Annotated in this window: 13 protein-coding genes; 6 read left to right on the top strand and 7 right to left on the bottom strand. The window is 69.1% G+C overall.

Going from position 1 to position 21,160, the window contains the following annotated elements:
* Nucleotides 1–28 precede the first annotated feature (28 nt).
* Complete coding sequence (locus ACWDSL_RS05245; RefSeq protein ID WP_450481884.1) at nucleotides 29–3,376, bottom strand: HelD family protein; 3,348 nt, start codon at nucleotides 3,374–3,376, stop codon at nucleotides 29–31.
* 286 nt (nucleotides 3,377–3,662) lie between these two features.
* Here ACWDSL_RS05245 and ACWDSL_RS05240 point away from each other — a divergent pair, with 286 nt between their 5' ends.
* Entirely contained in the window at nucleotides 3,663–5,126 is a 1,464-nt protein-coding gene (locus tag ACWDSL_RS05240; RefSeq protein ID WP_450481882.1) for an ATP-binding protein, read from the top strand.
* Between the two features lie 182 nt (nucleotides 5,127–5,308).
* Here the strand turns inward: ACWDSL_RS05240 and ACWDSL_RS05235 are convergent, their stop codons facing one another.
* The 6 genes from ACWDSL_RS05235 to ACWDSL_RS05210 all read right to left on the bottom strand — a co-directional run bounded on the left by ACWDSL_RS05235 (nucleotide 5,309) and on the right by ACWDSL_RS05210 (nucleotide 10,983).
* Nucleotides 5,309–5,524, bottom strand: coding sequence for a hypothetical protein (locus ACWDSL_RS05235; protein ID WP_450481880.1), 216 nt, complete (start codon nucleotides 5,522–5,524; stop codon nucleotides 5,309–5,311).
* Nucleotides 5,521–6,819, bottom strand: coding sequence for a hypothetical protein (locus ACWDSL_RS05230; RefSeq protein WP_450481878.1), 1,299 nt, complete (start codon nucleotides 6,817–6,819; stop codon nucleotides 5,521–5,523). The genes ACWDSL_RS05235 and ACWDSL_RS05230 overlap by 4 nt, the downstream gene beginning before the upstream one ends.
* Nucleotides 6,819–8,216, bottom strand: a complete 1,398-nt coding sequence (locus ACWDSL_RS05225; protein ID WP_450481876.1) for an N-6 DNA methylase — start codon at nucleotides 8,214–8,216, stop codon at nucleotides 6,819–6,821. Before ACWDSL_RS05225 ends, ACWDSL_RS05230 begins: the two co-directional genes overlap by 1 nt.
* A gap of 104 nt (nucleotides 8,217–8,320) precedes the next feature.
* Nucleotides 8,321–8,512: a hypothetical protein gene (locus ACWDSL_RS05220; protein ID WP_311728816.1), complete on the bottom strand. Its 192-nt coding sequence runs from the start codon at nucleotides 8,510–8,512 to the stop codon at nucleotides 8,321–8,323.
* 363 nt (nucleotides 8,513–8,875) lie between these two features.
* Complete coding sequence (locus ACWDSL_RS05215) at nucleotides 8,876–10,198, bottom strand: 7-cyano-7-deazaguanine synthase (RefSeq protein WP_450481874.1); 1,323 nt, start codon at nucleotides 10,196–10,198, stop codon at nucleotides 8,876–8,878.
* Nucleotides 10,195–10,983 (bottom strand): hypothetical protein, encoded by a 789-nt coding sequence (locus tag ACWDSL_RS05210; protein WP_450481872.1) that lies wholly within the window; start codon nucleotides 10,981–10,983, stop codon nucleotides 10,195–10,197. Before ACWDSL_RS05210 ends, ACWDSL_RS05215 begins: the two co-directional genes overlap by 4 nt.
* Before the next feature lie 1,002 nt (nucleotides 10,984–11,985).
* On the opposite strand from ACWDSL_RS05210, the gene ACWDSL_RS05205 reads away from it, so the two are divergent.
* The 5 genes from ACWDSL_RS05205 (at nucleotide 11,986) to ACWDSL_RS05185 (ending at nucleotide 21,068) form a co-directional block, all read left to right on the top strand.
* Entirely contained in the window at nucleotides 11,986–12,264 is a 279-nt protein-coding gene (locus ACWDSL_RS05205) for a hypothetical protein (RefSeq protein WP_450481870.1), read from the top strand.
* 305 nt (nucleotides 12,265–12,569) lie between these two features.
* A complete protein-coding gene (locus ACWDSL_RS05200) occupies nucleotides 12,570–14,204 on the top strand; it encodes a TIGR02677 family protein (RefSeq protein WP_450481868.1) in 1,635 nt (544 codons plus the stop codon).
* Nucleotides 14,201–15,526, top strand: coding sequence for a TIGR02678 family protein (locus ACWDSL_RS05195; protein ID WP_450481866.1), 1,326 nt, complete (start codon nucleotides 14,201–14,203; stop codon nucleotides 15,524–15,526). The genes ACWDSL_RS05200 and ACWDSL_RS05195 overlap by 4 nt, the downstream gene beginning before the upstream one ends.
* The gene (locus ACWDSL_RS05190) at nucleotides 15,523–19,797 is read left to right on the top strand and encodes a TIGR02680 family protein (protein WP_450481864.1); all 4,275 of its coding nucleotides are present in this window, start codon (nucleotides 15,523–15,525) and stop codon (nucleotides 19,795–19,797) included. The genes ACWDSL_RS05195 and ACWDSL_RS05190 overlap by 4 nt, the downstream gene beginning before the upstream one ends.
* Nucleotides 19,794–21,068, top strand: coding sequence for a TIGR02679 family protein (locus ACWDSL_RS05185; RefSeq protein ID WP_450481863.1), 1,275 nt, complete (start codon nucleotides 19,794–19,796; stop codon nucleotides 21,066–21,068). Before ACWDSL_RS05190 ends, ACWDSL_RS05185 begins: the two co-directional genes overlap by 4 nt.
* The last annotated feature ends 92 nt before the right edge of the window (nucleotides 21,069–21,160 follow it).

Here is a 21,160-nt window from a genome sequence, read left to right as displayed (position 1 = left end):
TTCCGATTGACCTTGGCGATGCTGCGCGCTATGCCCGGCCGGGGTTCAAGGCAGTGGCTGCGTCTTGGCCGGCCCAGCCGTCCGCAGTTCGCCAGAGGACGTGAACGCCGAAGACCTCGCGCACGGTGGCAGCTGACCAGTCCTCGGCGGGTGGTTCGGAGAGAACCAGGTAGAGCCGGTCCGCAGTGGACGGCAGAGCGTGGTTGATCTCCATGAGTCGTACCGCCCCGGCACGCAGATCGGCGTACGACGAGTGTCCGGACCCGAGAACCTCGTACAGGAGGTGGCCATCGTCAGCCACGCAACTGACGTCCGCGATCGGGGAATCCTCGGGCTGCAGGTCCGCCCAGAGCAAAGCCGCCTTCAGCGTGTGCCGTACCGCTTCGTGCTTCTTGCATGTCCGGTCGGCTGCCGCTTGGGTCTCCAATGCCAGCAGGAGCGGCTTCTCGACAGGTGCTGTCGGACCGGGCATGTCGACGGTGGTCATGGGTTCGTTTTCCTTCTGCTCAGGCTGCTGGCCGGCGGGGGATACAGTCGTCCCCGACGGCGGTTCGGCCGTTGAGGCCAGGCGACGCTGGAGTTCCTCGCGGGCTTCGGCCAAGGCGGGCAGCCAGCCAGAGTTCGTCAAGTCGTCCCGAAGCCGGCTGACGTCGAAATTGTCGTCCTTGAGAGCCCGGTGCGTGCTGGTCGCGAGGTTGCGCAGCAGGCCAAGGCGGTTCCTGTCAGGGGATCCGAGCACGCGCCGTACGTCCACCCAGTCCGCCTGGTCGCGGCGGAGGACGCGGTTGGCCATGCCCTTCAGTTCGGACAGGCGGTCACGGGCGTCTTGCGGCGCCGCACCTTCGATCAGCTCGTGGAGGACCCCGAGCGCAGCCACGTACCGCTCCGCCATGCGGGGCGAGATCGGATGACGCCCCCTCTGGTCTGCGGTGACCAGGCAGTGGCTCGTCTCGTGGGCGAACACCCAGCAGTCCAGCTCCTCGCCCCGACGGGGCGGAACCGACCCGTGCCGCACGGTCAGGACGAGGGGTATGTCCATCGTGGGGGACAGGGCCCGGACCTTGTAGCGCCCGCCGGGTCCCGGCTCCAGCACCCGGACCCGGACGTCGGTGCCGATCTCGGGGAGGCCGGTGCTCGGCTCCGGTTCCGCCGTGGCGCCGGAAGATCCGGCGTCGACCGTGTTCGTGAGGGCCGCGGGAAGCGGAGAAGCGTGCAGGACGGTCAGACTCTGGGTACTGCGGGTCAGGGCGACGTACAACTGGCGCAACCCTGCCGGCCCCCGATCCGCGATGGTCGCCGGCTCGATGACGAGAACGTGGTCGTACTCCATGCCCTTGGCCTGAGCTGCGGGCAGAACGGACACCACCTCGCGTTGAAGCTCGCTGACGCTCTCGGCCTGGTCGAGCTGGCGGCTGATCTCACCGAGCCAGCCGGAGTCGTCAGGGACGATGACAGCCACGGAGCGCAGGGTGCGCCCGTCGTTCGTGCCGACGAGGCGGGTGGCCTGGGCCACGGTCTCTTCCAAGAGCCGCCACGGCTCGGTCTCCACGATCTGCACGGCGGCAGCGCCCGCCGCGCGCACCGCCCGCGGCCGGGGAGACGCGGGTGCGATCGTGTGGGCCAGCGGGGAGACGAAGTCCATGATTTCGGTCGGCACGCGGTAGCTCGTGCTCAGCTCGTCGACCCGCCAGTCTCCGTGGTCGGAGAGTAGGTCGCCGACCCGGTTCCAGTCCGTGTACGCGTGGGGGCCGGTCGCCTGGGCGAGGTCTCCCAGGACCGTCATGGATCCGTTCGCCGCCGACCGGCGCCGCAGTGAGCGGGCCTGCATGGGCGTCAGGTCCTGGGCCTCGTCGATGACGATGTGCCCGTAACGCTGCGGGGTCTCCCCGCTGATCAGGTGGCGGAGCTCTTCGAGGCACACGTGGTCGTCGAGCGTCCAGGGTTCCGCGTCGGCTGTTTCGGCGCGGGGCCGGCGCAGCGCACCCTGTTCCTCGTCGTCGATAATCCCGTCGGCGCAGGAACGCAGGAGATCAGGCGAGTGGTAGAGGGTCCGCAGCGCCTCTCTGGCGCCGGGCGACGGCCACACCCGCTCGATGAGGCGCTCGACCTGCCGATTGCGCTGCAGATCGCGGCGGATCGTGTCGTCGCGGCTGCGGCGCGGAGCCTGCGTGAACAGTTCGCTCAGCAAGCGGTCGACGACCAGGCTCCGGAACCGTTCACGACGCTCCCGGTATGAGCCGTCATCACCGCGAGCCTCGTCCAGGAGCTCGAGCACCTCCGAACGCGGCACGCGCAGCGTCGTCCGGCCGATGGCAATGGTGAGTTCGGGCTTGGCGTCCTTGTACGTGGCGGTGGTGGTGAACTCGTCGATGGCCGCCGGGCGGCATTCCTGCTCCACTCGACGCCGCAGCACGGCGGCCATACGCTCGTCGGACTTCACCAGCCGAGCTTTGGCAGTGTCGCTCCCCACGGTCTCGCCCCCGTCCCACAGGTGACGCACCTGCACGGCGTTCACGTTGCGGGTGCCGAGCGTCGGCAGCACCCGGCTGACGTACTCGAGGAACTGTTGGTGTGGGCCGATGACGAGGATGTCCTGGGCCTTGAAGTGCTCGTTGTTGACGAGCCAGGTCACGCGATGCAGACCGACAGCCGACTTACCCGTACCCGGGCCACCTTGCACGACGAGGACGTCCGATGGAGATCCGGAGACCAGGGCCATCTGGTCCCGTCGGATGGTTTCGACGATGTCCCGCATGCCGCCACCGCGCGAGCGCTGGAGTTCGCGCAGCAGGAAGTCATCGAGCGGCTGGGGCTTCCGGCGCTGGATGCGGGTGACATTGGCGGGAGCAGGAACGGGCGGGTGTGCTTTCCCCTGTTGCTGTACGTCGGCGGGCGCCGGCTTCGGGTCGGCATCCTCCGCCGACGGCCCGGTCGGCACCGCGATTTCGTCGAGGAAATCCTGGACGACGTGCTGTGCACAGTGCAGCTTGCGGCGCAGAAGCACGTCGCCCGGAGCATCAGGGAGCGCCTCGATCCACTTCTTCGCCATTGCGTTGGTCCACTCCACGACGACGATGTCGCGGGTGAGGACGTCGGAGACGGCACGCCTGCCGACGTACCACGTCTCGGCTTCGTCGCCAGGTCCCTCCTGCGCGTCGATGCGGCCGATGACCAGCGACTCCTCGCCTAGACCGCCATATGACGCAGCCCGCGCCTCGGCCTCCAGCCGGTTGGCGACACTGTCCTTGCCACTGGCAGAGGCCGAGGCGACCGAGAAGCCGGAAAGTTCCTTCAGCCGCTCGGAGTAGCAGTGGTAGGCGCGGTCGACTGCCTTCTGCTCAATGGCGATGACCTCGTCGCGCGTCATGACGCCCATGCAGATCCCCCCTCCCCTGCAGCGCTCGGAAGGCGCTGCGCCGGGCATGAAGCCCGGTCCTCGATCAAGACAACTATCAGAGACCAGCTGGTAACAAACGGTAAATGCTCAACAGATCCACCGCTGCTGGTGGGCCGATCTCGTAGTGGTGCTGGTGGCACCCCAGGCAGAGGTGCGACCAGACCTGCGTCCGCACAACGGGCGGTCTGCGCCTCGGTGTGGCAAGGCAGAGGGATTTAGGTAAAATAGATTTACGTAAACTGATTCTACTTGGGAGCGGACCTTCATGACCGCACCGTCCCCCGCACCTTTCATCGGCCGTTCTGCCGAGCTCAAGCTGCTCCACAAACGACTCGACCGCGTCACCCAAACGGGTACGGGCATCGCTGTCGCCATAAGAGGACGGCGACAGGTCGGCAAATCGCGGCTGGTTCAGGAGTTCTGCGACCAGGCGCAGGCGCCCTATGTCTTCTTCTCCGCGATCAAGGGTGCCTCACCTGTCGAAGGGGTGACGGCTTTCCTCGACGAGCTTCGCGAGTCGACGCTGCCGCCGGACCGTGAGCTGGTTCCGGTGCATTCCTCCGCGAGCTGGGCCGACGCGTTCCGGGTACTCACTTCGGTACTGCCCGCGGAACCGTCCATCGTGGTACTCGACGAGCTCCCCTGGCTCGCCGAGCAGGATCCGGTCTTCGACGGGACGCTGCAGACCGCGTGGGACCGCCTGCTGTCCAGTCGGCCTGTGCTGTTGATATTGCTGGGCAGCGACCTGCACATGATGGAACGGCTCACCGCCTACGACCGCCCGTTCTACGGCCGTGCCGACAACTTGGTGCTGGGGCCGCTCAACCCGGCCGAGACGGGGAGGGCATTGGGCCTGCCCCCTTCGGAAGCCATCGACGCGCACCTCGTGTCCGGTGGCCTTCCCGGTATCATCCGCGCCTGGCCGCACGGTCAACCCGCCCTGACGTTCATCGAGGCCGAATGCGCCGATCCCGCCTCACCGCTGTTCAGCATCCCGGATTCGGCCCTCATGGCCGAGTTCCCCGCTCCGGACCAGGCACGCCGTGTACTGGAGGCGGTCGGGAGCGGCGACCGCACACATGCCAACATCGCCGCCACGGCGGGCAGCCAGAGCGGAGCCCTGCCATCCGGCGCTCTCTCGCCCCTCCTGCGCCGCCTCACGGATGAGAAGCGCGTGCTCGCCGCCGACAGTCCACTGTCCACCAAGGCCGGCAAGCCGGCCCTCTATCGAGTGGCGGACAGCAACCTTCGGCTGTACTTCGCTGTCTTGCGCACCGCACAGCAGCTGGCTCTGCGCGGACGCCCGGAAGCCGGTTTCCAGCTGGTGCAGCGTCGCTGGAACGCCTGGCGGGGACGTGCCGTCGAGCCCCTCATCCGCGAGTCGCTGGAAATCGCCGCGGCGAGCGGTGCTCTGCCGTGGCCCGAAGTGGAAGCGGTGGGCGGCTGGTGGAATCGTCAGTTCAACCCCGAAATCGACCTGATCGGCGCGGACAGGTCGCCCGTCGCTGAACGACTCTTCTTCACCGGGTCGATCAAATGGTTGGCGTCGCCGTTCGACCAGCACGATCTCGTGGCCCTCCAGAAGGGCACGGGACACGTGCCCGGCTTCATTCCAGGCAGTACCGGGCTGGCTGTCGTTTCGCTGTCCGGTGCTGCCGAACAGCTGGACACCTCGACGATCGATCTGCTCTGGGGAGCAGCGGATGTCGTCGCCTCCTGGCAGCCATGACATGGGCCCTTGGCGGCAGGGCAGCTTGCGATAGCCGCTGCCCTGCCCCATGCCCGTACGGCGGTGGCCCACTCACTCCGCCACGGTCATGCGCCCCTCCGCACTCCACGCCCCGCGGCAGCTGCCCACGCCCCGCTCCGGCTCCGGTCGTACAGGCGCCGCTTCCGGGGACCGGCCGCGCTTCACAGCCCGTGCTGGTCCGCCGCCGCGCCGTTGCCGGGCGCCGGCGAGTGCCTCCCGTTCTCGTCAACAACGACATCCCGGCCCGGCAGGTGCCTCCCGCAGCCGTGAACAACTGCTGTCGTGAGTCGTCGATAAAGCCAGAGGTACACCGCAAGAAGGCCCAACAGCATCCCACCACCGGACAGTATCCCCGCCGTCTTCCTGCCGAAGTTCACGGGTCAGGCTCATCGTTGCCGGTCATACCCCGTGATGCGGGGCCCGCGGTGGGACGAGGAGCAGGAGCGCTCTGCTCTTCCGGCTCGGTTGTCGGTTCGCGGAGGACGCCGGCCTTCGCTGAGATGTCGCGCAGGAGTGCGTCCCGCAGGGTGTGCAGTGTCGCGATCTTGGTGACCAGGAGTCGCACCATGGCGTGCAGGGGATCGGCCGTCGTGTGGAAGTTGGTGCGCGTGAACCGGTCGGGCCAGGCGACCTCCAGGCGCTTGAGGGCGCGGGCGGAGATTTCCCTGCCGTTCTGGCCCTGCGCAAGCCGCGTGATGTCGCTGCTCCTACTCCTGAGTTCGTGGAGCAGCCACCAACCGTCCTCGTCCTCCATAGGTCGTACGGCCACGACGCCTCTGAGAGGTGTTGCTGGTCGGCTCGGCACAGCGATGTGCGCGCCGTCGGAACGGGTGCTCAGCATCAAGGTGCCGGGAGGATGTACCTCGCCGTCGTTCGCTGGACTGCTCAGGCGGAACCTCGGGACGTGGGGCACGGGGAGGTCGTAGAGATCTTTGGGGGCGATTACATCGGTCACATCGGTGGTGGGGTCTGTGGGCAACGGGGGAAGCGAGCGTTCGGAACCTTTGCCCGTCTTCGGTTTGGCGACCTTCGCGAGCGGTCGTGTCTCCCACGGTGGAATCGTCGACGCCCAGTCGTCATGGAGTGCGTCGGCCAGTTCCACCGCCTTGCGCGCGGTCTCTTGGTAGAGGGCGCTCATCTCCTCGATGAGGCCGAAGGCCCGGTGGTACGCGGTGATGACGTCTGGCGGGGGTAGCGGAAACAGCATGCGGCGGAGGGTGTCGAGGCTGATGGTGGGCTCGACATGTGCCGTCACGTCCTCGTCGATGCGGGCCTTCGCCGTGGGTGTCTGTAGCCAGATACGCAGCCACCGCACGATGTGCGGCTCCGCGCGAATGATGCCGATCGACCTGGTCGCTGTACACCCCGCGTGCTCGGCGGTGACCAGCGCGGAAGCGCCCACCCGCCGGACGAGTACGACGGCCAGGTCGCCCTCCCTGAGGGTTGCCCTGCTGGGCGCGGAATTGCCCGGCCGACACTCCTTGATCCTGGGCGAGAGGATCCTGCCGTCCTGGACGAACGTCGAGCTGACAACTCCTGCGGTCTGTTCGGCAGCCGCGTCGTCGAGGAAACCGGAGGTGGTGTAGATGTCCCTGCGGAGCCGCTCGATTTCGATGGAGATCGTCTGCCAAGCCGCTCTGCCCGAGGCGACCTGGTCGGCATTGGCTTCCATCAGATCTCCTCCAAGACGTCCAGCAGTCGGAGTTCCAGGTCGCGCATCTGGTCCAACTGATCGGCCAGTTCGAGCTTGAGCTGCTCGACCCGGCTCCGTGTGTCTCGTTCGGGGCTAGGAGGCTCAACAGCGTACGAGGTCGGCATCAGGCTGTACTCACGGTCGGTGATCTCCTCGGTGGAGCAGCTTCGGGACCAGCCGGCCACGTCGTTGTACGGCGAGGCCGCAGCGCCGTTCTCGGAGAGGCCACGCCAGGCCGCCAAGGTGGTCACGATCAATGCCGTGTTCTTGTCGCCCAGCCTCCGTGATCTCGAATCCGGGACCGGTTCGAAGGCTCGCCGCGCGTTGACGAAAAGCACCTGCCGCCGACGGTCCAGGGCACCCCAGCCGGGACGCGCGCTCTTGTCCCTGTTGAGCACCCAGAGACAGGCCGTGGCTTTGCCGTGACCGAACACGCGAGGTGGCAGAGCGATCACGCACTCGACGAGATCGTCACGCAGGAGGCGTTCGCGGAGCCTTCGGGTGACGGGTTGTCTGCTGTTGGCCACGCTGTCGGCCATCAGGAAGACAGCACGTCCGGCCGGAGCCAGCGCGTGCGCGATGTGCTGAATCCACGCGGAGTTGGCGGACCCTCGGGACGGCGGTTCATCCGGCCACCGGGGATCGACAGGGAGCGGGGGACCCGACCGGCGGGCGCCCTGCTCCATCTTGTCCTCCGGCGCCCAGTCGCGTTGGTTGAAGGGAAGGTTGGCCAGGATAATGTCGTGGGACTCGGGCTCGGGCTCCGCGAGGCTGTCCCCGGGCGGGAAGACGTGAGCCGTGATCCCCCGCACCGCCAAGTTCATGCGGGCCACCTGCGAGGTGTGGGCGTGCTGTTCCTTTCCATACAAGGACATGGCCGGGTTCAGCTCGACGCGTTCGCGGACATAGCGGTGACTCTCGACGAGCAGTCCCCCTGAACCGCAAACCGGGTCCAGCACTCTGTGCCCGTCGCGGGGGACGGCCGCACCGACCATCAGACGCGCCATGTCACCCGGCGTGAAGTAGTGGCTGCCGTCTGCCTGGTCCGCCGAGAGATCACGGAGGCACTGGTCGAGCAGGGGCCCGATCCGCTGGGTGGAGCCGATGGCTTGGACGAGAGCGTGTAGTGGTCCTTCGGAACCAGAGGGCGGAACGGGCATCAGGCTCCTCGTGCCCACGTCGGCGCCCTGTCCGTCGACTGCGGGAAGCCAGCGGCTCAGACACTTGATCACGGCAGCGCGGATACCCGAACCGCGTCCTGCTGGCTGACCCAGCAACCACGACCATGTCGGTACGCCGGTGCCGGGAGCGGCGTGCGCGGTCCGGCTCAGGTACAGCAGCCCAATGACGAGGCGAGTCGCGTCGTGGGCGTTCATCAGCCGCGAGAGGTGCGTGCGGTGTCGGCGCACCTTCGCGAGCGCCTCGTCGAGCGAGGAGGCACCCTCGGCCTGCATGTGTCCTCCAAGGGCACTCATGTCGCTCACGAGCCCACCACACCCAGGGCGCCCATGACCACGATGAGGAGCGTCAGGGAGCCGGCGAAGGTCAATGCCCCGGTCTTGAAGGCCGCCGTGGGACGCCCTCCCTCGACGACGGTCACGACGCTGCCGGCCAGAGCGGCGACAAGCGCCGTGAGGACCGCGATGATCACGTACATCAGCCTCAGCTGCACGTGGTTCCTTCCTGAGGTCGGGGGATCTCCCAGTGGACGAGTGAGCCGATGATCCCTGGCTTCAGGAAGGACAGTAGAAGACGTAGGCCACGCGCTGATGGGTGCACGCCGTTTGGGATTTTCTTAAGCGCGCGCTTGGAGTTCAAGCACTTTCGTCGAGTGCACGTCGTTTGGGAGTCAAGACAGCGAGTCGGCGAGGCGGTGTGTCTCCGGGCCTTCGACTCACGATCCGAATGGGTAGGCGAAAAAGTCTTGACCCAGATCAGTCGGCGCTCTGCGCAGGTACTGCGTCCAGGACACCTCGACGATGCCGTCCATGACCACCAAGGCGGCCTGGTGCGAGCCGGATCTCACCTGCGCCGCCTACGCCGCGTCAGCTGCCTCCGTCGCATCCGCAATCTGAAGCAGCCGAGCCAACTCTTCCCGCCCGCGCCTGATCAAATCGAACGCCACCGCCGGGTCCGTGTCCGGCGACAGCGGGGTATCGGTGAAGACATCCGTAAGGGTGTACGGGCCGAGCAGCCACCGCTGCAGTGCGCGCCAGTCGGCACCCCGGTCAAGCGGTAGGCCGTCCGCCCACGGCAATGCCTCGTACCGGGTGCCGTCGATGCCGTTGGCGTGGAGTAGTCCGGAGCGGCGCACGAGACACGGGAAGCAAACGCCACAGTTGGCGATGGGAGGACCGCCGCTTCGGCGGGTTGGAGGCTTGCCGCAGCTCAGGGTGGACTCCAGGTCGGACGGGGTGAGGCCCGCATCACGTCCGGCCTTGCACACCTCACCCTTCGTCAGCTGTGCCAAGGGGTTGACCACCTGCACCGTGCTCTCCGTGTCGCTCACGGCAGTTACCAAGGCGTTCAGACTGCCCAGCGTCCGCGGGTGCACGGAACGCGTAGAGCAAGCAGCCGAACGCGCGGGTGTCAGAGGCGGATTGAGGGCGAGCTGGCCGTTCTCAGGGATGTGGACGGTACCCACCCCGTGCGCGGTGGCGGCGCGGATCGCGCCCGCCGCGTACAGCAGACCACGCGTGCGGGAGGAGGTCTCCAGCCGTGCCCCCGAGCCGTCGCCCGCCGGGGTCTGGCTCATCGGTAACAGCAGCACCGGCCGTGCTCCGGGCAGTCGTTCGACGGCCTTGTACACCTGCTGCTGGAGACGCAGCAGGCCGATCTCACGGAACATCACGAGCAGCAGCGGGCGGGAGTCGTCGGCGCGCGAACGGATGGCGGCCCAGCTGAGGGAATCCAGTCCGCCGGAGAACAACGCGACTTCCGAGGCACGCGGCTCGTCCGGAGATACGAGCGCCTCCTCGACGTAGTGACCGGTGAGAGGCCGGAAGTCCACATTCCATAGGTCCCCAGTGAGGACTTGGAGGAGCGCGGTGAGGTGGGTACGGACAGCTGCGCTTCCCCACCGCTCGTGTTCCGTGACGGGTACGGCGAGGCTGATGCGGCGGGTCCACCGGTCCCGTACTCCGGTCCGGCGTACGTACTTGTCGGCGATGAAGGCAGCCCTGGCGACGCGGAACAGATCCTCGGCCCAGTCGGGGACAGGACCGGGCAGATGGTGCCGGCCGGTGATGCGGCGTTCCCTTTCCTGGAAGGCTTCCACGCCTATCTCCGTCCAGCGGTCGCCACAAGGTCGGTCACCCCGGAGGCCGCGCCACCACAGGAAGTGGTCGGAATCGGTCACGCCGCAGCTCCCTCTTCTCCGGCGATCTCCTCACTGATCAAGCCAAGCACCTTTCCGACCGCCCGCGGTACCAGTAACTCGGCAATCTTGGGCAGTGCGGCCGACGGATCCTGCACAGCGCCCACCACCGACTGCGCGGTATCCACAGCCTGTGCAAGGTCCGTCGCTTCGGCGGACTCCTTGCAGGGGTTCGGCGCCAGGTCCACCACCTTCTCCGCGACCCAGTCGGCGATCCTGCTTTCCGGATCGGTCGCGATGAGCACCGGTACGGCCAGTTTGACGTGCTCGGCGACAACAGCCCTGAGGAACTCCCCCACCATGTCGGCGAAGAACACCTGGTAGAGATCGCACAGGATGTCCCAGGCAAAGCCGCCGCCCGCGCCACCCCCGTTCATGGCGTCGTCCATCTCGGGATGCATGTCCCGGACATCGCGGACCGCCGCGGCCATCCCCCTGCGCACCGCGGCGTCGGCGAGTGTGCCGCCATCCCCACCGACCTCCGAGACGAGACGTGCGACGAGCGCGACCTCCGACTCCGCGCCCTCGGCGGCCAGCGACCCCAGGGCCCCGGCGAGCCGTTCACCGGCCGCACAGGCCGTGTCGTACAACCCGAAAGCCGATCGATCGGCACGGAGCGTCTCGTGCAGGGCGCTCAGGTGGTCCGCCGCAATCTCCTCCAGCCGCTGATCCGCGTTTCGTGAGTCCTCCCGCCAGCGTGCCAGCCGCCTCCCGGCAGAGCTCCACCGATCGCCGTTCGGTCCCTTCCATCGCGTGGATGTCCCCACATCGCCCCCAACGATGGTGTCCCAACCTGCGCTTCCTCCATGGCATCAGACCGGACGATCCCCAGGTAGGGCGGGACTCGGCCAGGGCCCCGCGGACCAGCCAGGTGCTGAAACAACCAGGGGTATCACTTCCCGTGACGCCTACGCCCAGATGTGTGACCAGTCGTAGCGTTGAGTCACAGACGCCCCGCAAGTCCCGGTTCGGGGCAGGTCACGGGCTGGCAAGATTGGCCCTTGCGTCGTGTGTCCTGTTGCCCATGCGCTCTGCGGAGCACCGGGCCGACTCGGCGAGGCTCAGCGGAGGGGCAGTCTTGCCGACGGCCCGATAGGGACTCACTGACGGCGTCTCAAAAACAGCAACATCTGACCGCCTGCACCAGACGACATCAGTCGTCTGAAGGCCGATTGCGATCCAACTCCGGTCAAAAGTCATCATCCGGCACACGGGCCGCCGACACACGGGGCGGCCACGCCAGCATGGATTCCGCGGTCGTACACGAGAACCCGATGCAGCGGAGGGTAAAGCCCATGGCCAAGCTCACGGAGGAGCAGAAGCACCAACGAGCGGCCAAGCGTGCTCTGTGCTCAGCCCTCGATGCCGAAGCGGATGACCGGCGGCGCCGTGAGCAGGATGAGCGGTGGAAGCGAGAAGGTACGTGCCTCAGCTGGGTGGAGTACGTGGCCGGTGAGCCCTGTCGGGGCTGCGGAGAGCCCATGCAAGACGGGCAGGGGGACTGGTATCCCCTCATGAAGTTGTCCGAGTCGGAGAAGCGTGAGTACGAGGAAACCGACCGGAGGTTCCGCGAGCGGCATGCCGACTGCCGGGGTGCTCGGTGGAGCATCAGTGGTTCTCGGGTGACGCATTGCGGCTTCTGTTGCCCACCACCGCCGATGGGGCCGAAGCAGATGGAGAAGCTCGCCAGGTTGTTCGCTTCCTGACCCTCACGGGAGGAACGCAAGAAGGACCTCGATACTTGGGACCTCACCCTCCGTTGCGACCATGTGGTGCCCTACATTCAGCATCGCGAGCACAGCCACGTTTCCGCCCGCGTCGTCGACTGCCCGGAATGCGGAGAGCGTCGCGGGGTAATGAGCAGTGAGCGGGTAGGGCCCGCGTACCGCGATGACGGGACCATCCGTGAGCGGGCGGCAGCTGATCGAGAGCGGCTCGCCCGGGAACTGGCAACCGCCGAAGCGAAACTGACCCGTCAGCAGAAGAACGCGGAGGCGACCCAACGGCGCATCGCCGAACTCCAGGAAGAGCTCGGCAGTGAGCCCTGATGAGACGAAGCCAGTCAGCGACACCGGGTCGTGTCCCGGCCTCGCTTGCAAGGGGTTGCCGGCCGGGAGCCCCGCGTGCCTCCTTCCGCCCCTGTCCATACCGGCCTGAACGTACCCCATTCGCCTTGAAGCCACTCGGCACAGCGGCCGAAGGGCCCCCCTTCAGGGTGGGCCTGGCACGCTCCCTTGCCGCACAGCCCGCTGCCGCAGGAGTCACTACGGGAATCGCTACGGGCCGGCACACGTCCGTGGCAGTTTCGGCCACCCACCGGCGGCGCCCGTATGCGCCGCGTAACCTCACGGGCATGGGAGCATCAGCATCCGGTGCAGGTCAGGACGGTGACGAGGAGGCGCGGCGGCGGCTGGACGCGTATACGTACCTCAGCGCGCCCGAGCGGCTGGAGCACGTCGCGATCATGCGGGTCTTCTGCGGAACGCTGCTGGCGGATCTGGCCGTCCCGGACATCATGGCGAAGCTGCGCCAGAGCGGTGGTTCCGCCGCGGGGCTCGACGCCGACACTCTCACGGTCCGGCTGGAACAGCTGGTGGCCTGGGGAAACCTGCTGCGCAGCAGCCACACCGTGAAGGCGTCCAGCATCAGCGAGTACCAGCGTTCCCGCTCGCGCTACCAGCTGTCGAAACTGGGCGAACGCATCCAGCGGGACGCCGACGGGGTCCTGGCCGAGGCCGACGCCGCCCGCGAGGTGAGCAACGAACTGCTGGCCCTGGTCGAGCGCGGCCTGCGGGAGCTGGCCGGCCTCGTGACCGCGCCGGGCGGCATCGAGCCGCAGGACGGGCTGGAGCGGATCAGCACGTTGTTCGTGCAGTTCACCGAGTTCGCGGACTCCATACGTGACTTCTACGCCTACCTCGGCCAGGTGCTGTCCCGCTATGACCTGGACAGCGCCGAGTACCAGGGCTTCAAGGAGCTGCTCCTGGACTACGTCGAGGCGATCACCGAGGACGTGGCGTTCCGCGCGCCCCGGATCTCGGCGGCGCTGGGCACCCTGTGGCCGCACATCCCGGCTCTGCTGGACCGACTGGACGCCCACGCCCAGGGGCTCACCGGGCTGTCGGCGCAGGGCGAAGGCCGCCTGGAGGTCCGGGTGCAGCGCAGCCGGGGCCGCGAGCTCGCGGACTGGGAGGGACTGCGCGGCTGGTTCAGCGACACCGACGGTCAGGGCAGCCAGGTCGACCAGTTGCGGGACGCCACGCTGCGCGCGTTGCAGTCGCTGCTGGCCAACGCCAAGCGGATGCTGCGGTCGGCGACCGGGGAGATGTCCCGGCGCAAGGACCTGCTGCGGCTGGCCCGCTGGTTCGACGAAGCGGCACCGCAGGACGCGCACGACATCGCCGTCGCCGCCTTCGGACTGTACGGCGCCCGCCATCTGGGCATACCCCCGGCCACCGACGAGGTGGTACCCGCCTACACGAGCTGGTGGACCGGTCCGGTGGTCGAGGTGCCGGTGGCCCTGCGGGAGAGGGGCAGCCGCGCGCAGCGGGGCCGGGCCTCCGCGGTGGAGGACCACTCCGCGCAGAAGGAGCGGCTGCGGGAGGCCGCCCGTCAGCGGGCGGCGGCCAGGGCAGCGGCGGCGGACGAACTGCGCAGCGCATCGGGTCGGTTCGCCGATGTACGACTCACCTCGGCTGCGCTCGGGCTGCTCCTGGAGCTGCTGGCCACGGCACTCGGAAACGCATCGCTCAGGAGGCGCGCCGGCGCGGACGGGGAGGGGACAGCGGAGTTCGACCTGGACTCGGCGAGCAGCGAGGATGCGGAACTGGGTATCCGGCTCACCGTGCGCCGGACGGAGGGCACCCGGACGGTGCTGGACTCGGCAGACGGCGACCTGCTGCTGGACGACTTGGAGCTGAATATCGGTCGTATCTCGGCGGCGGCCGACGGTGAAGCGGAGGCAGAGGCGGAGGCGAGCGTGTCATGACCCTTCCCTCCACTCACGACGTAGCCCTGGCAGCCGAGCGTCGAACCGCCGCCCGGCTGCTGCTCGCCCATCCCCTGGTCGCGGCCGACGGCCCGCATGCCGAGCTCTTCCCTCTGATCCGCAGGCACGCCGGCTGGCTGGGCAAACGGTTCCAGCAGGTGCTCGGCTACCGCCTGCTGGTCGACAGCTCCTTCGCCCGGCTGTTCAAGGCGGGGCTGGGGGCCGGCTCGGGACACCGGCTGGAGCGCTCCACCGGCACACCCTTCACCCCGCACACGTACGCCTGCCTCGCACTGGCCCTGTCCGTGCTGGTGACCGCGCCCGAGCAAATGCTGCTGTCGCACCTGGTCGCCGACATCAGAGCCGCTGCCGCCGACGCTGGGATCGAGCTGGAGGAGACGGGCCGGGCGGCCGGGAAACGGAAGCTGGTCGCGGCTCTGCGCCAGCTCGTCGAGTGGGGCGTCCTCATCGAGACCGAGGGCCAGGTGGCCGCGATCGCGCAGGAGGCGGGCGGGGAGGCCCTGATCACGGTGGACCGGGAGCTGGCGCGCGTGGTCGTCGCCGGCCCGCTCGCACAGGCCCGGGACGGCGCCGACCTGGTCCGACGGGCAGCGGACCCGGGGTTCAGCGGGCCGCGCACCTATGTGCGCCGCATGCTTGTCGAGACACCCGTCGTCCACCTCGACGAGCTGACCGACGCCGAGCGCGACTGGCTGCGCACCCGGCAGCGCCGGGAAGGCCAGGCTTTCTCCGAACTCCTGGGCCTGGAGATGGAGATCCGCGCCGAAGGCGTAGCGCTGGTGGACCCCGAGGAGGAGCTGACGGATCTGCACCTACCGGGCACCGGGACCGTCGCACAGGCCGCGCTACTGCTGGTGGAACGGCTCGTGGAGCGGCTTCGGCCCCAGGAACCGGGGCATCCGGCGACCGGCGGAACGCTCGTCATCGGGGTGGCCGTCCCGGACGGCCTGGTGGACGAGGTGCTCGCCGGGCTCATCGCCGAGTACGGGCAGCGCAGCAACTGGCAGCGCGGCTACCTGGAGGACCTCCCCGCCCTGCGGGAGGCCGTGCTGGACATGCTGGTCCGCATGCGGCTGATGGCCCGCGCCGGGCGGCTGCGCGCCGAGGGCGAAGGGCTGCCGGAGGGGTACGTCGAAGATGTGTCGGAAGGACGCACGGTGACCGATGTCCATGGCGCACGGCCCGGCGGCGACGGCTGGGTGCTGCTGGCCGCGGCGGCGCGTTACGCCACCCTCGTGACCGTGCGCCCGGCTGCGACAGCGCGCCAGGGAACCGACGTGCAAGAGGAGTTGCCGCTATGACCACCGACGCGCGTGGCCTCGTTCCGCTGCCGCGTTCCGGCCCCGCGACAACCGGCGGCCCCGCGACAACCGCCGCCCCCGCGACGACCACCGGCACCCGTTTCCGGCTGCACCGGGCGGGCATCCAGAACGTCTGGCAGTACGACACTCAGGAGTTCTCCTTCGGCGACGGACGGCTGCTCCTGCGCGGCAAGAACGGCGCGGGCAAGTCCAAGGCCCTGGAGATGCTGCTCCCGTATGTTCTGGACGGCGACTCCCGGGCACTGGACGCGACCGGCACCGGCCGCACCACTCTCGCCTGGCTGATGCTGGACGGGTTCGAGCAGACCAACCGTCTCGGGTACCTGTGGGTGGAGTTCCAGGGCACGACCGACGACGGCAGCCACCGTTTTCTGACGCTCGGTGTCGCCATCCGTGCCTCGAAGTCGACGCAGAGGGCGCTGCCGACGTTCTTCGTCACCTCCCTGCGGGTCGGTGAGGACCTGCACCTGGTCGAGGGCGGAAAGCCGCTGCCGGTCGACCGGCTCAAGGAGATCGTCGGCTCCGACAACGCGACCGAGCGGGCGGTCATGCACCGCTCCCGGGTAGCCCGGGATCTGTTCGGCATCACCGACGCGACGCGCTACCGCAACCTCACCCAGCTCCTCCACCGGCTGCGGCGCCCCACGGTCGGGGACCGCATCGAGCACGGGGGCCTGGCCTCCCTGCTCAGCGAGACCCTGCCGGGGCTCGACGAGGACGTGGTCGAGCAGGTGGCGCGCAACCTCCACGACCTCGACGCCGTACGAGACGAACTCGGCCGCCTGGAACGCACCGACACAGCACTGCGCACGTTCCTCACCAGTTACCGCGGCTACCTGGCCGGCGTCCTGCGCGCCTCCGCGCAGCGAGTGCGCCACGAGCTGGGCGTCCTCACACAGCGGCGCCGGGCGGCCGGAGACGCCGCACAGCGGACGAGCGACCTGCGGACGCAGGAGCACGAGTCGGAGGGCCGGTTGGAGACCCTGCGCGACGAGGAACAGGCCGCCCGGACCGACCTGGCCGCCCTGCACGCCAGTCACGCCTACCGCAGCCTGCGCGAACTGTCGGAGCGCCGCGGCACGGTGGAGGCGCTGCACACCGCCGCCGTGGCCGCGTTCACCACCCTGCGCAACGCCCACGACGCGGAGGAGAGCACGGCGGAGCGGCTGGCCGAAGGGGTCGACCACCTCGGGAGTCGACTTGCCGAACTCGGCACAGAACACCGGGAGTTGCTGACGCACGCGGAGAAGGCTGGGCTTCCCACCGGCCATCTCGGCGAGACGGTGGCCCTGTCACGCACGGTCCTCGCCCCGGCCGCCGAGACGGAGCTGACGACTCCGGACGGGGAGACGCGCACCGTACGGCACCGGTCGGCGGCCCGGGCGGACACGGCCACCACACAGGAAGGACTGCGATCCTGGCAGAACCAGCTGGAGGATGCCGAGACGGTCGCGAAAAACCGGGCCCGGATGGTCCAGGAAGTGACCCGCCTCATCTCACGGGCCGACGCGGCCCGCGCCGGAGCGGCTCAGGCCGATGCCGAGCGGGAACGGCTGGAGGGCGAGGCGGAAGACGCCGCCGGCCGTCTCGACGTCAGCCGCCAGAAGGTCGCCGAGGAGAGCGGCACCTATGCCCGCCGCGTCGCTGAGTGGGCGGCGCACACGCGGGCCGCGTTGGGGCCCGACTGCCCGCCGCTGGACGCCGTCCATTCCACGGTCGGCCACGAGACCTCCGCCGACGCGCCGTTCGCGGACCGCACGCTGCCACCCGACATCGACAGCCAGGCGTGGCTAACCACTCAGGCCGCACTCGAACCGTACGGCGAGGAACTCACCGGACGCCGGGACGCACTGGCGCTCAGCGTCGGCCGACTCGATGAGGAACTCGACCGCCTGACGGAGCAGAAGCGGGACTGGGAGCAACGTACCGACCCTGAGCCGTCGGCCCCGCGCCATCGCGTCGCCGAGAGGACGCCGGGCAGCGGAGCCCCCTTCTACCGCCTCGTGGACTTCGTGGACGACCTGGCACCGGCCGACCGGGCCGGTCTCGAAGGGGCGCTGGAAGCGAGCGGAATCCTGGACGCGTGGGTAAGCGCGGACGGCGTCCTTCTCGACCCCCGCACCCGGGACACCCTCCTCCAGCCCGGTCTTGTGCTGTCCGACGGACCGACTCTCGCCTCGGCCCTGCGCCCAGCCCCTGAACCGGGGTGCGGGGTGACGTCCGCGCGCGTGGAGCGTCTGCTTGCCTCGATCGCGCTCACACCGGCCGCGCGGAACTCCGCGCACAACGCGGTGTACCAGGACGGAAGTTGGCGTCTGGGTGTGCTCAGCGGCCGTCACGACAAGGGCGACACCGAGTACGTGGGGGCCGCCGTACGCGCCGAGACCCGGCGGCGCGTCCTCGCCGAGTTGGAGGAGCGGATCACTCAGACGGAACAGCGGCTGGCAGGCGTCCGCGAGGAACTCGCCGTAACCGATGCCATGCGTCGGGCTCTCACACTCGCGGAACGGGACTTCCCCCGGGCGCGAAATCTCGCGAACGCGTGGAGCAGGACCGAATCAGCCGAGAGGACCCTGCGTGACCTGACCGCCAAGGCGACCCGGGCGGCACGGCAGGCCGAGGACGCCCGTGCTCTCGCGGTATCGGCGCGCGCCGACGCGGACGCCACCGCGACCGCTCACGACCTGCCCGGCGACCCCGATGCCTTGGACCGCGTACGCACCGCGCTGGCCGCCCTGCTCAGCGGTGTCGGGCATCTTCGCAGGGCGGTCGGTGGCACGGGCGAGCGGCTCGGCGCGAATCAGACGGATGCCGAACGGTACGAACGTGCCCGAGAGGATCGCCTGGCCGCGGAGGAGGGCTACCGGGTCCACCTCACCGGACTGCGCACCGCTGAGCAGGACCTGCGGACCCGCGAGGAGGCCATCGGGTCGTCCGAGGAGGAAATCCTCACCCGCGAGCAGGAAACCAAGCAGCGCATCGCGAACGCCGTCCGCGCCCTGCCTGGGGCGCAACGAGCGCGCGATGACCTCCACGACCGGCGCGTGCGCGCGGAAGAGGACGAGAAGCGGCTGCGCGGGACCCTGGCGGACCAGGAGACGGCGGTCATCGACACCGGCAGCGCTCTTCGCGGTGGACTCGGCCGACCGGAGGTGGTGCTCGGCGCCGGCCTTGACCGGTCCTCGCTGCCCGAGTACGTGTCGGACGATCCCAGCGGGGACGTCCGCAGCCGTCTGCGCGCGCTGCGGGCCCTCGCCGAGGCCGTGGAGCAGGCACTCGGACGCCCGAAGGGCAAGGTGTCGGACAGCACCCTGCTCAACCGGCACACCGATCTGCGCGACCAGCTGGCCGGCGGGTTCGACGCACAGCTGGAGGAACGCGACGGGATCAAGGTCTGCCGACTGGTCGACGACCACGGGTCCCATGACGTCGCGGCCGTCGGCGAGCGGATCGCGGTCCAGGCCGCGGAGGCCCGGGGACGGCTCACCGAACGCGAGCGTGAGGTGTTCCAGCGGTTCCTGACCGGCGAACTCGGCGACCACCTCTCGGCACAGGTCATCACCGCGGCGAACCTGGTCGCGGCTCTCAACGACACCCTGCGGACCGTGCGCACCTCCCACGGCCTCGGTGTCGAGCTGCTGTGGAAGCTGGATGAGGACGTGGACGCGGACGTCCGGGCAGCCGTGGACCTGCTGCGCAGTCCGTCGAGCCTCCGGACGCGTGAGGAGACCGAGCAGCTCCGCGAAGTACTGCAACGCCGGATCGAGGACGCCCGACGCGCCGACCCGTCAGCCGGTTACGCCGCCCATCTGCGGACCGCCCTGGACTACCGCGACTGGTTCCGTTTCCACACCTTCGTGGTTGAGGACGCGGCCCCTGGCCGCCGTAGGAAGCTGACCGGCCGGACCGGGCTCAGCCAGGGCGAACAGCGGGTCCTCTCCTACCTCGTGCTCTTCGCCGCGGCCGCCGCCCACTTCACGAGCCTCGCCGAGTCGGCACCGCACGCGCCACGCCTGATCCTCCTGGACGACGCCTTCGCCAAGGTCGACGAGCCGACCCATGGCCGGCTGGGCCGTATCCTCGTCGACCTCGATCTCGACTTCGTCCTCACCAGCGAACGGCTCATGGGCAACTGGCCCGAGGTGCCATCCCTGCACATCTACGAGTGCCTCCGCGACCCCCATGTGCGCGGGGTGGCCACCCTGCACTACACCTGGAACGGTCGGCACCGGCGTCTGGTGTCCGTATGAGCGGGCTGCCCCCCGCGACGCGCGACTGGCTGACGGGACCGGGACTCACCCGGCTTTGGGAAGGCATACGCAAACGCCTGGAGAGCAACGGTGTACAGGCCACCGGTTCGCTCCGGCTGGCCGCGCTGAACACCCAGGAACGCAACGACCTGTCCCTCCTCCTGGGCAAACCCCTCACCGGTGCCGCCGTGACCGTACGGCTCGACGTGCTCGACGCACGGCTGCGCGCCTCGGCCGCCGGACTCGGCCTCAGGGACACCCTGGAGGAACTCGGCCCGCCCCTCACCGACCGCCGTGCCATCCGCGCGGACACGACGGCACGGCGGGAGCAGGTGTGGTCGTCCCTCGCGTCGTCCCTGGACGCCTCCCCGCTCGCCGGCCAGGAATGGCCCAGGCGGTGGTACGACCTGTTGCACCGGGCCGGGGTTCCGAGGGGAGTGACGCCCGAAGCGGCGATCTGGACACTCCAGCAGGCGGTCCAAATCCTCACCGTTCTCCTCGGTCCTGAACGTAGCGGCAACGCCCTCGGCCGAGGAGAACTCGCCGCCATGACGACCGGCTCCGCGCACGGCCTGGACGACGGCACTTGGCTCGCACGCCTCGTCCAACGCGGTGTCGCCCTCGCCCATGGCACCGAGTTCCCCGACGACGCGGCCGGCCGACGCGCTCTGTGGCGGCTGGTGTCCGTAACGCCGGACGAGGTCTCCAGCACAGTGCTGACCTACGGGCTGCGCCCCGCCGGCGAGGGCTGGCGGGAGTGTGCCCTGCGGGAGCGGGCCAAACATCACGCCGAAACGCACCTGACACCGCGCGACCTGCACTCCCTGCGGCTGCATCTCCCCGCCGCAACGCTCATCCACATCTGTGAGAATCCGCGCGTGGTGGAAGCCGCGGCAGACGCGGCCTGCGTCCGGCCCCTCGTATGCACGTCCGGCAGCGCCGCCACGGTGGTCATCACGCTTCTCGACGCCCTCGCCGCCACAGGCTGTCGCTTCGCCTACCACGGCGACTTCGACTGGCCAGGGATCGTTCTGGCCAACCGGGTCACCCGCCGCTACGACGCCATGCCGTGGCGCATGGGCACCGCGGATTACGAGCACCTGGCCGCTCGCAGCCAGACTGAGGGCATCCCCCAACTGGCGCTCGACGGCCAGCCGGTCAGCGCGGACTGGGACCCGGATCTCGCCCCTGCCATGACGGCCCTCGGCGTCGCACTCCACGAGGAGGCCACTCTCGACCTTCTGGTGGACGACCTGTCACGTCAGACGTAGGGGCGTCGGCACCATGCTGGGCACTGGGAGCCGTCTGGGAGCCAGGTCGTCGACCACGACCACGCGGATCCGGTCGTTCACGTTGTCGGTCA

This window comes from Streptomyces sp. NPDC000941, assembly GCF_053599555.1.
This window is presented reverse-complemented; position numbering and strand designations above follow the sequence as displayed.

Bases quoted from the DNA above. Each gene is read 5' to 3' on its own strand.
- ACWDSL_RS05245 (WP_450481884.1), bottom strand. From the start codon at position 3,376: ATGGGCGTCATGACGCGCGACGAGGTCATCGCCATTGAGCAGAAGGCA.
- ACWDSL_RS05240 (WP_450481882.1), top strand. From the start codon at position 3,663: ATGACCGCACCGTCCCCCGCACCTTTCATCGGCCGTTCTGCCGAGCTC.
- ACWDSL_RS05230 (WP_450481878.1), bottom strand. From the start codon at position 6,819: ATGGAAGCCAATGCCGACCAGGTCGCCTCGGGCAGAGCGGCTTGGCAG.
- ACWDSL_RS05225 (WP_450481876.1), bottom strand. From the start codon at position 8,216: ATGAACGCCCACGACGCGACTCGCCTCGTCATTGGGCTGCTGTACCTG.
- ACWDSL_RS05200 (WP_450481868.1), top strand. From the start codon at position 12,570: ATGGGAGCATCAGCATCCGGTGCAGGTCAGGACGGTGACGAGGAGGCG.
- ACWDSL_RS05195 (WP_450481866.1), top strand. From the start codon at position 14,201: ATGACCCTTCCCTCCACTCACGACGTAGCCCTGGCAGCCGAGCGTCGA.
- ACWDSL_RS05190 (WP_450481864.1), top strand. From the start codon at position 15,523: ATGACCACCGACGCGCGTGGCCTCGTTCCGCTGCCGCGTTCCGGCCCC.
- ACWDSL_RS05185 (WP_450481863.1), top strand. From the start codon at position 19,794: ATGAGCGGGCTGCCCCCCGCGACGCGCGACTGGCTGACGGGACCGGGA.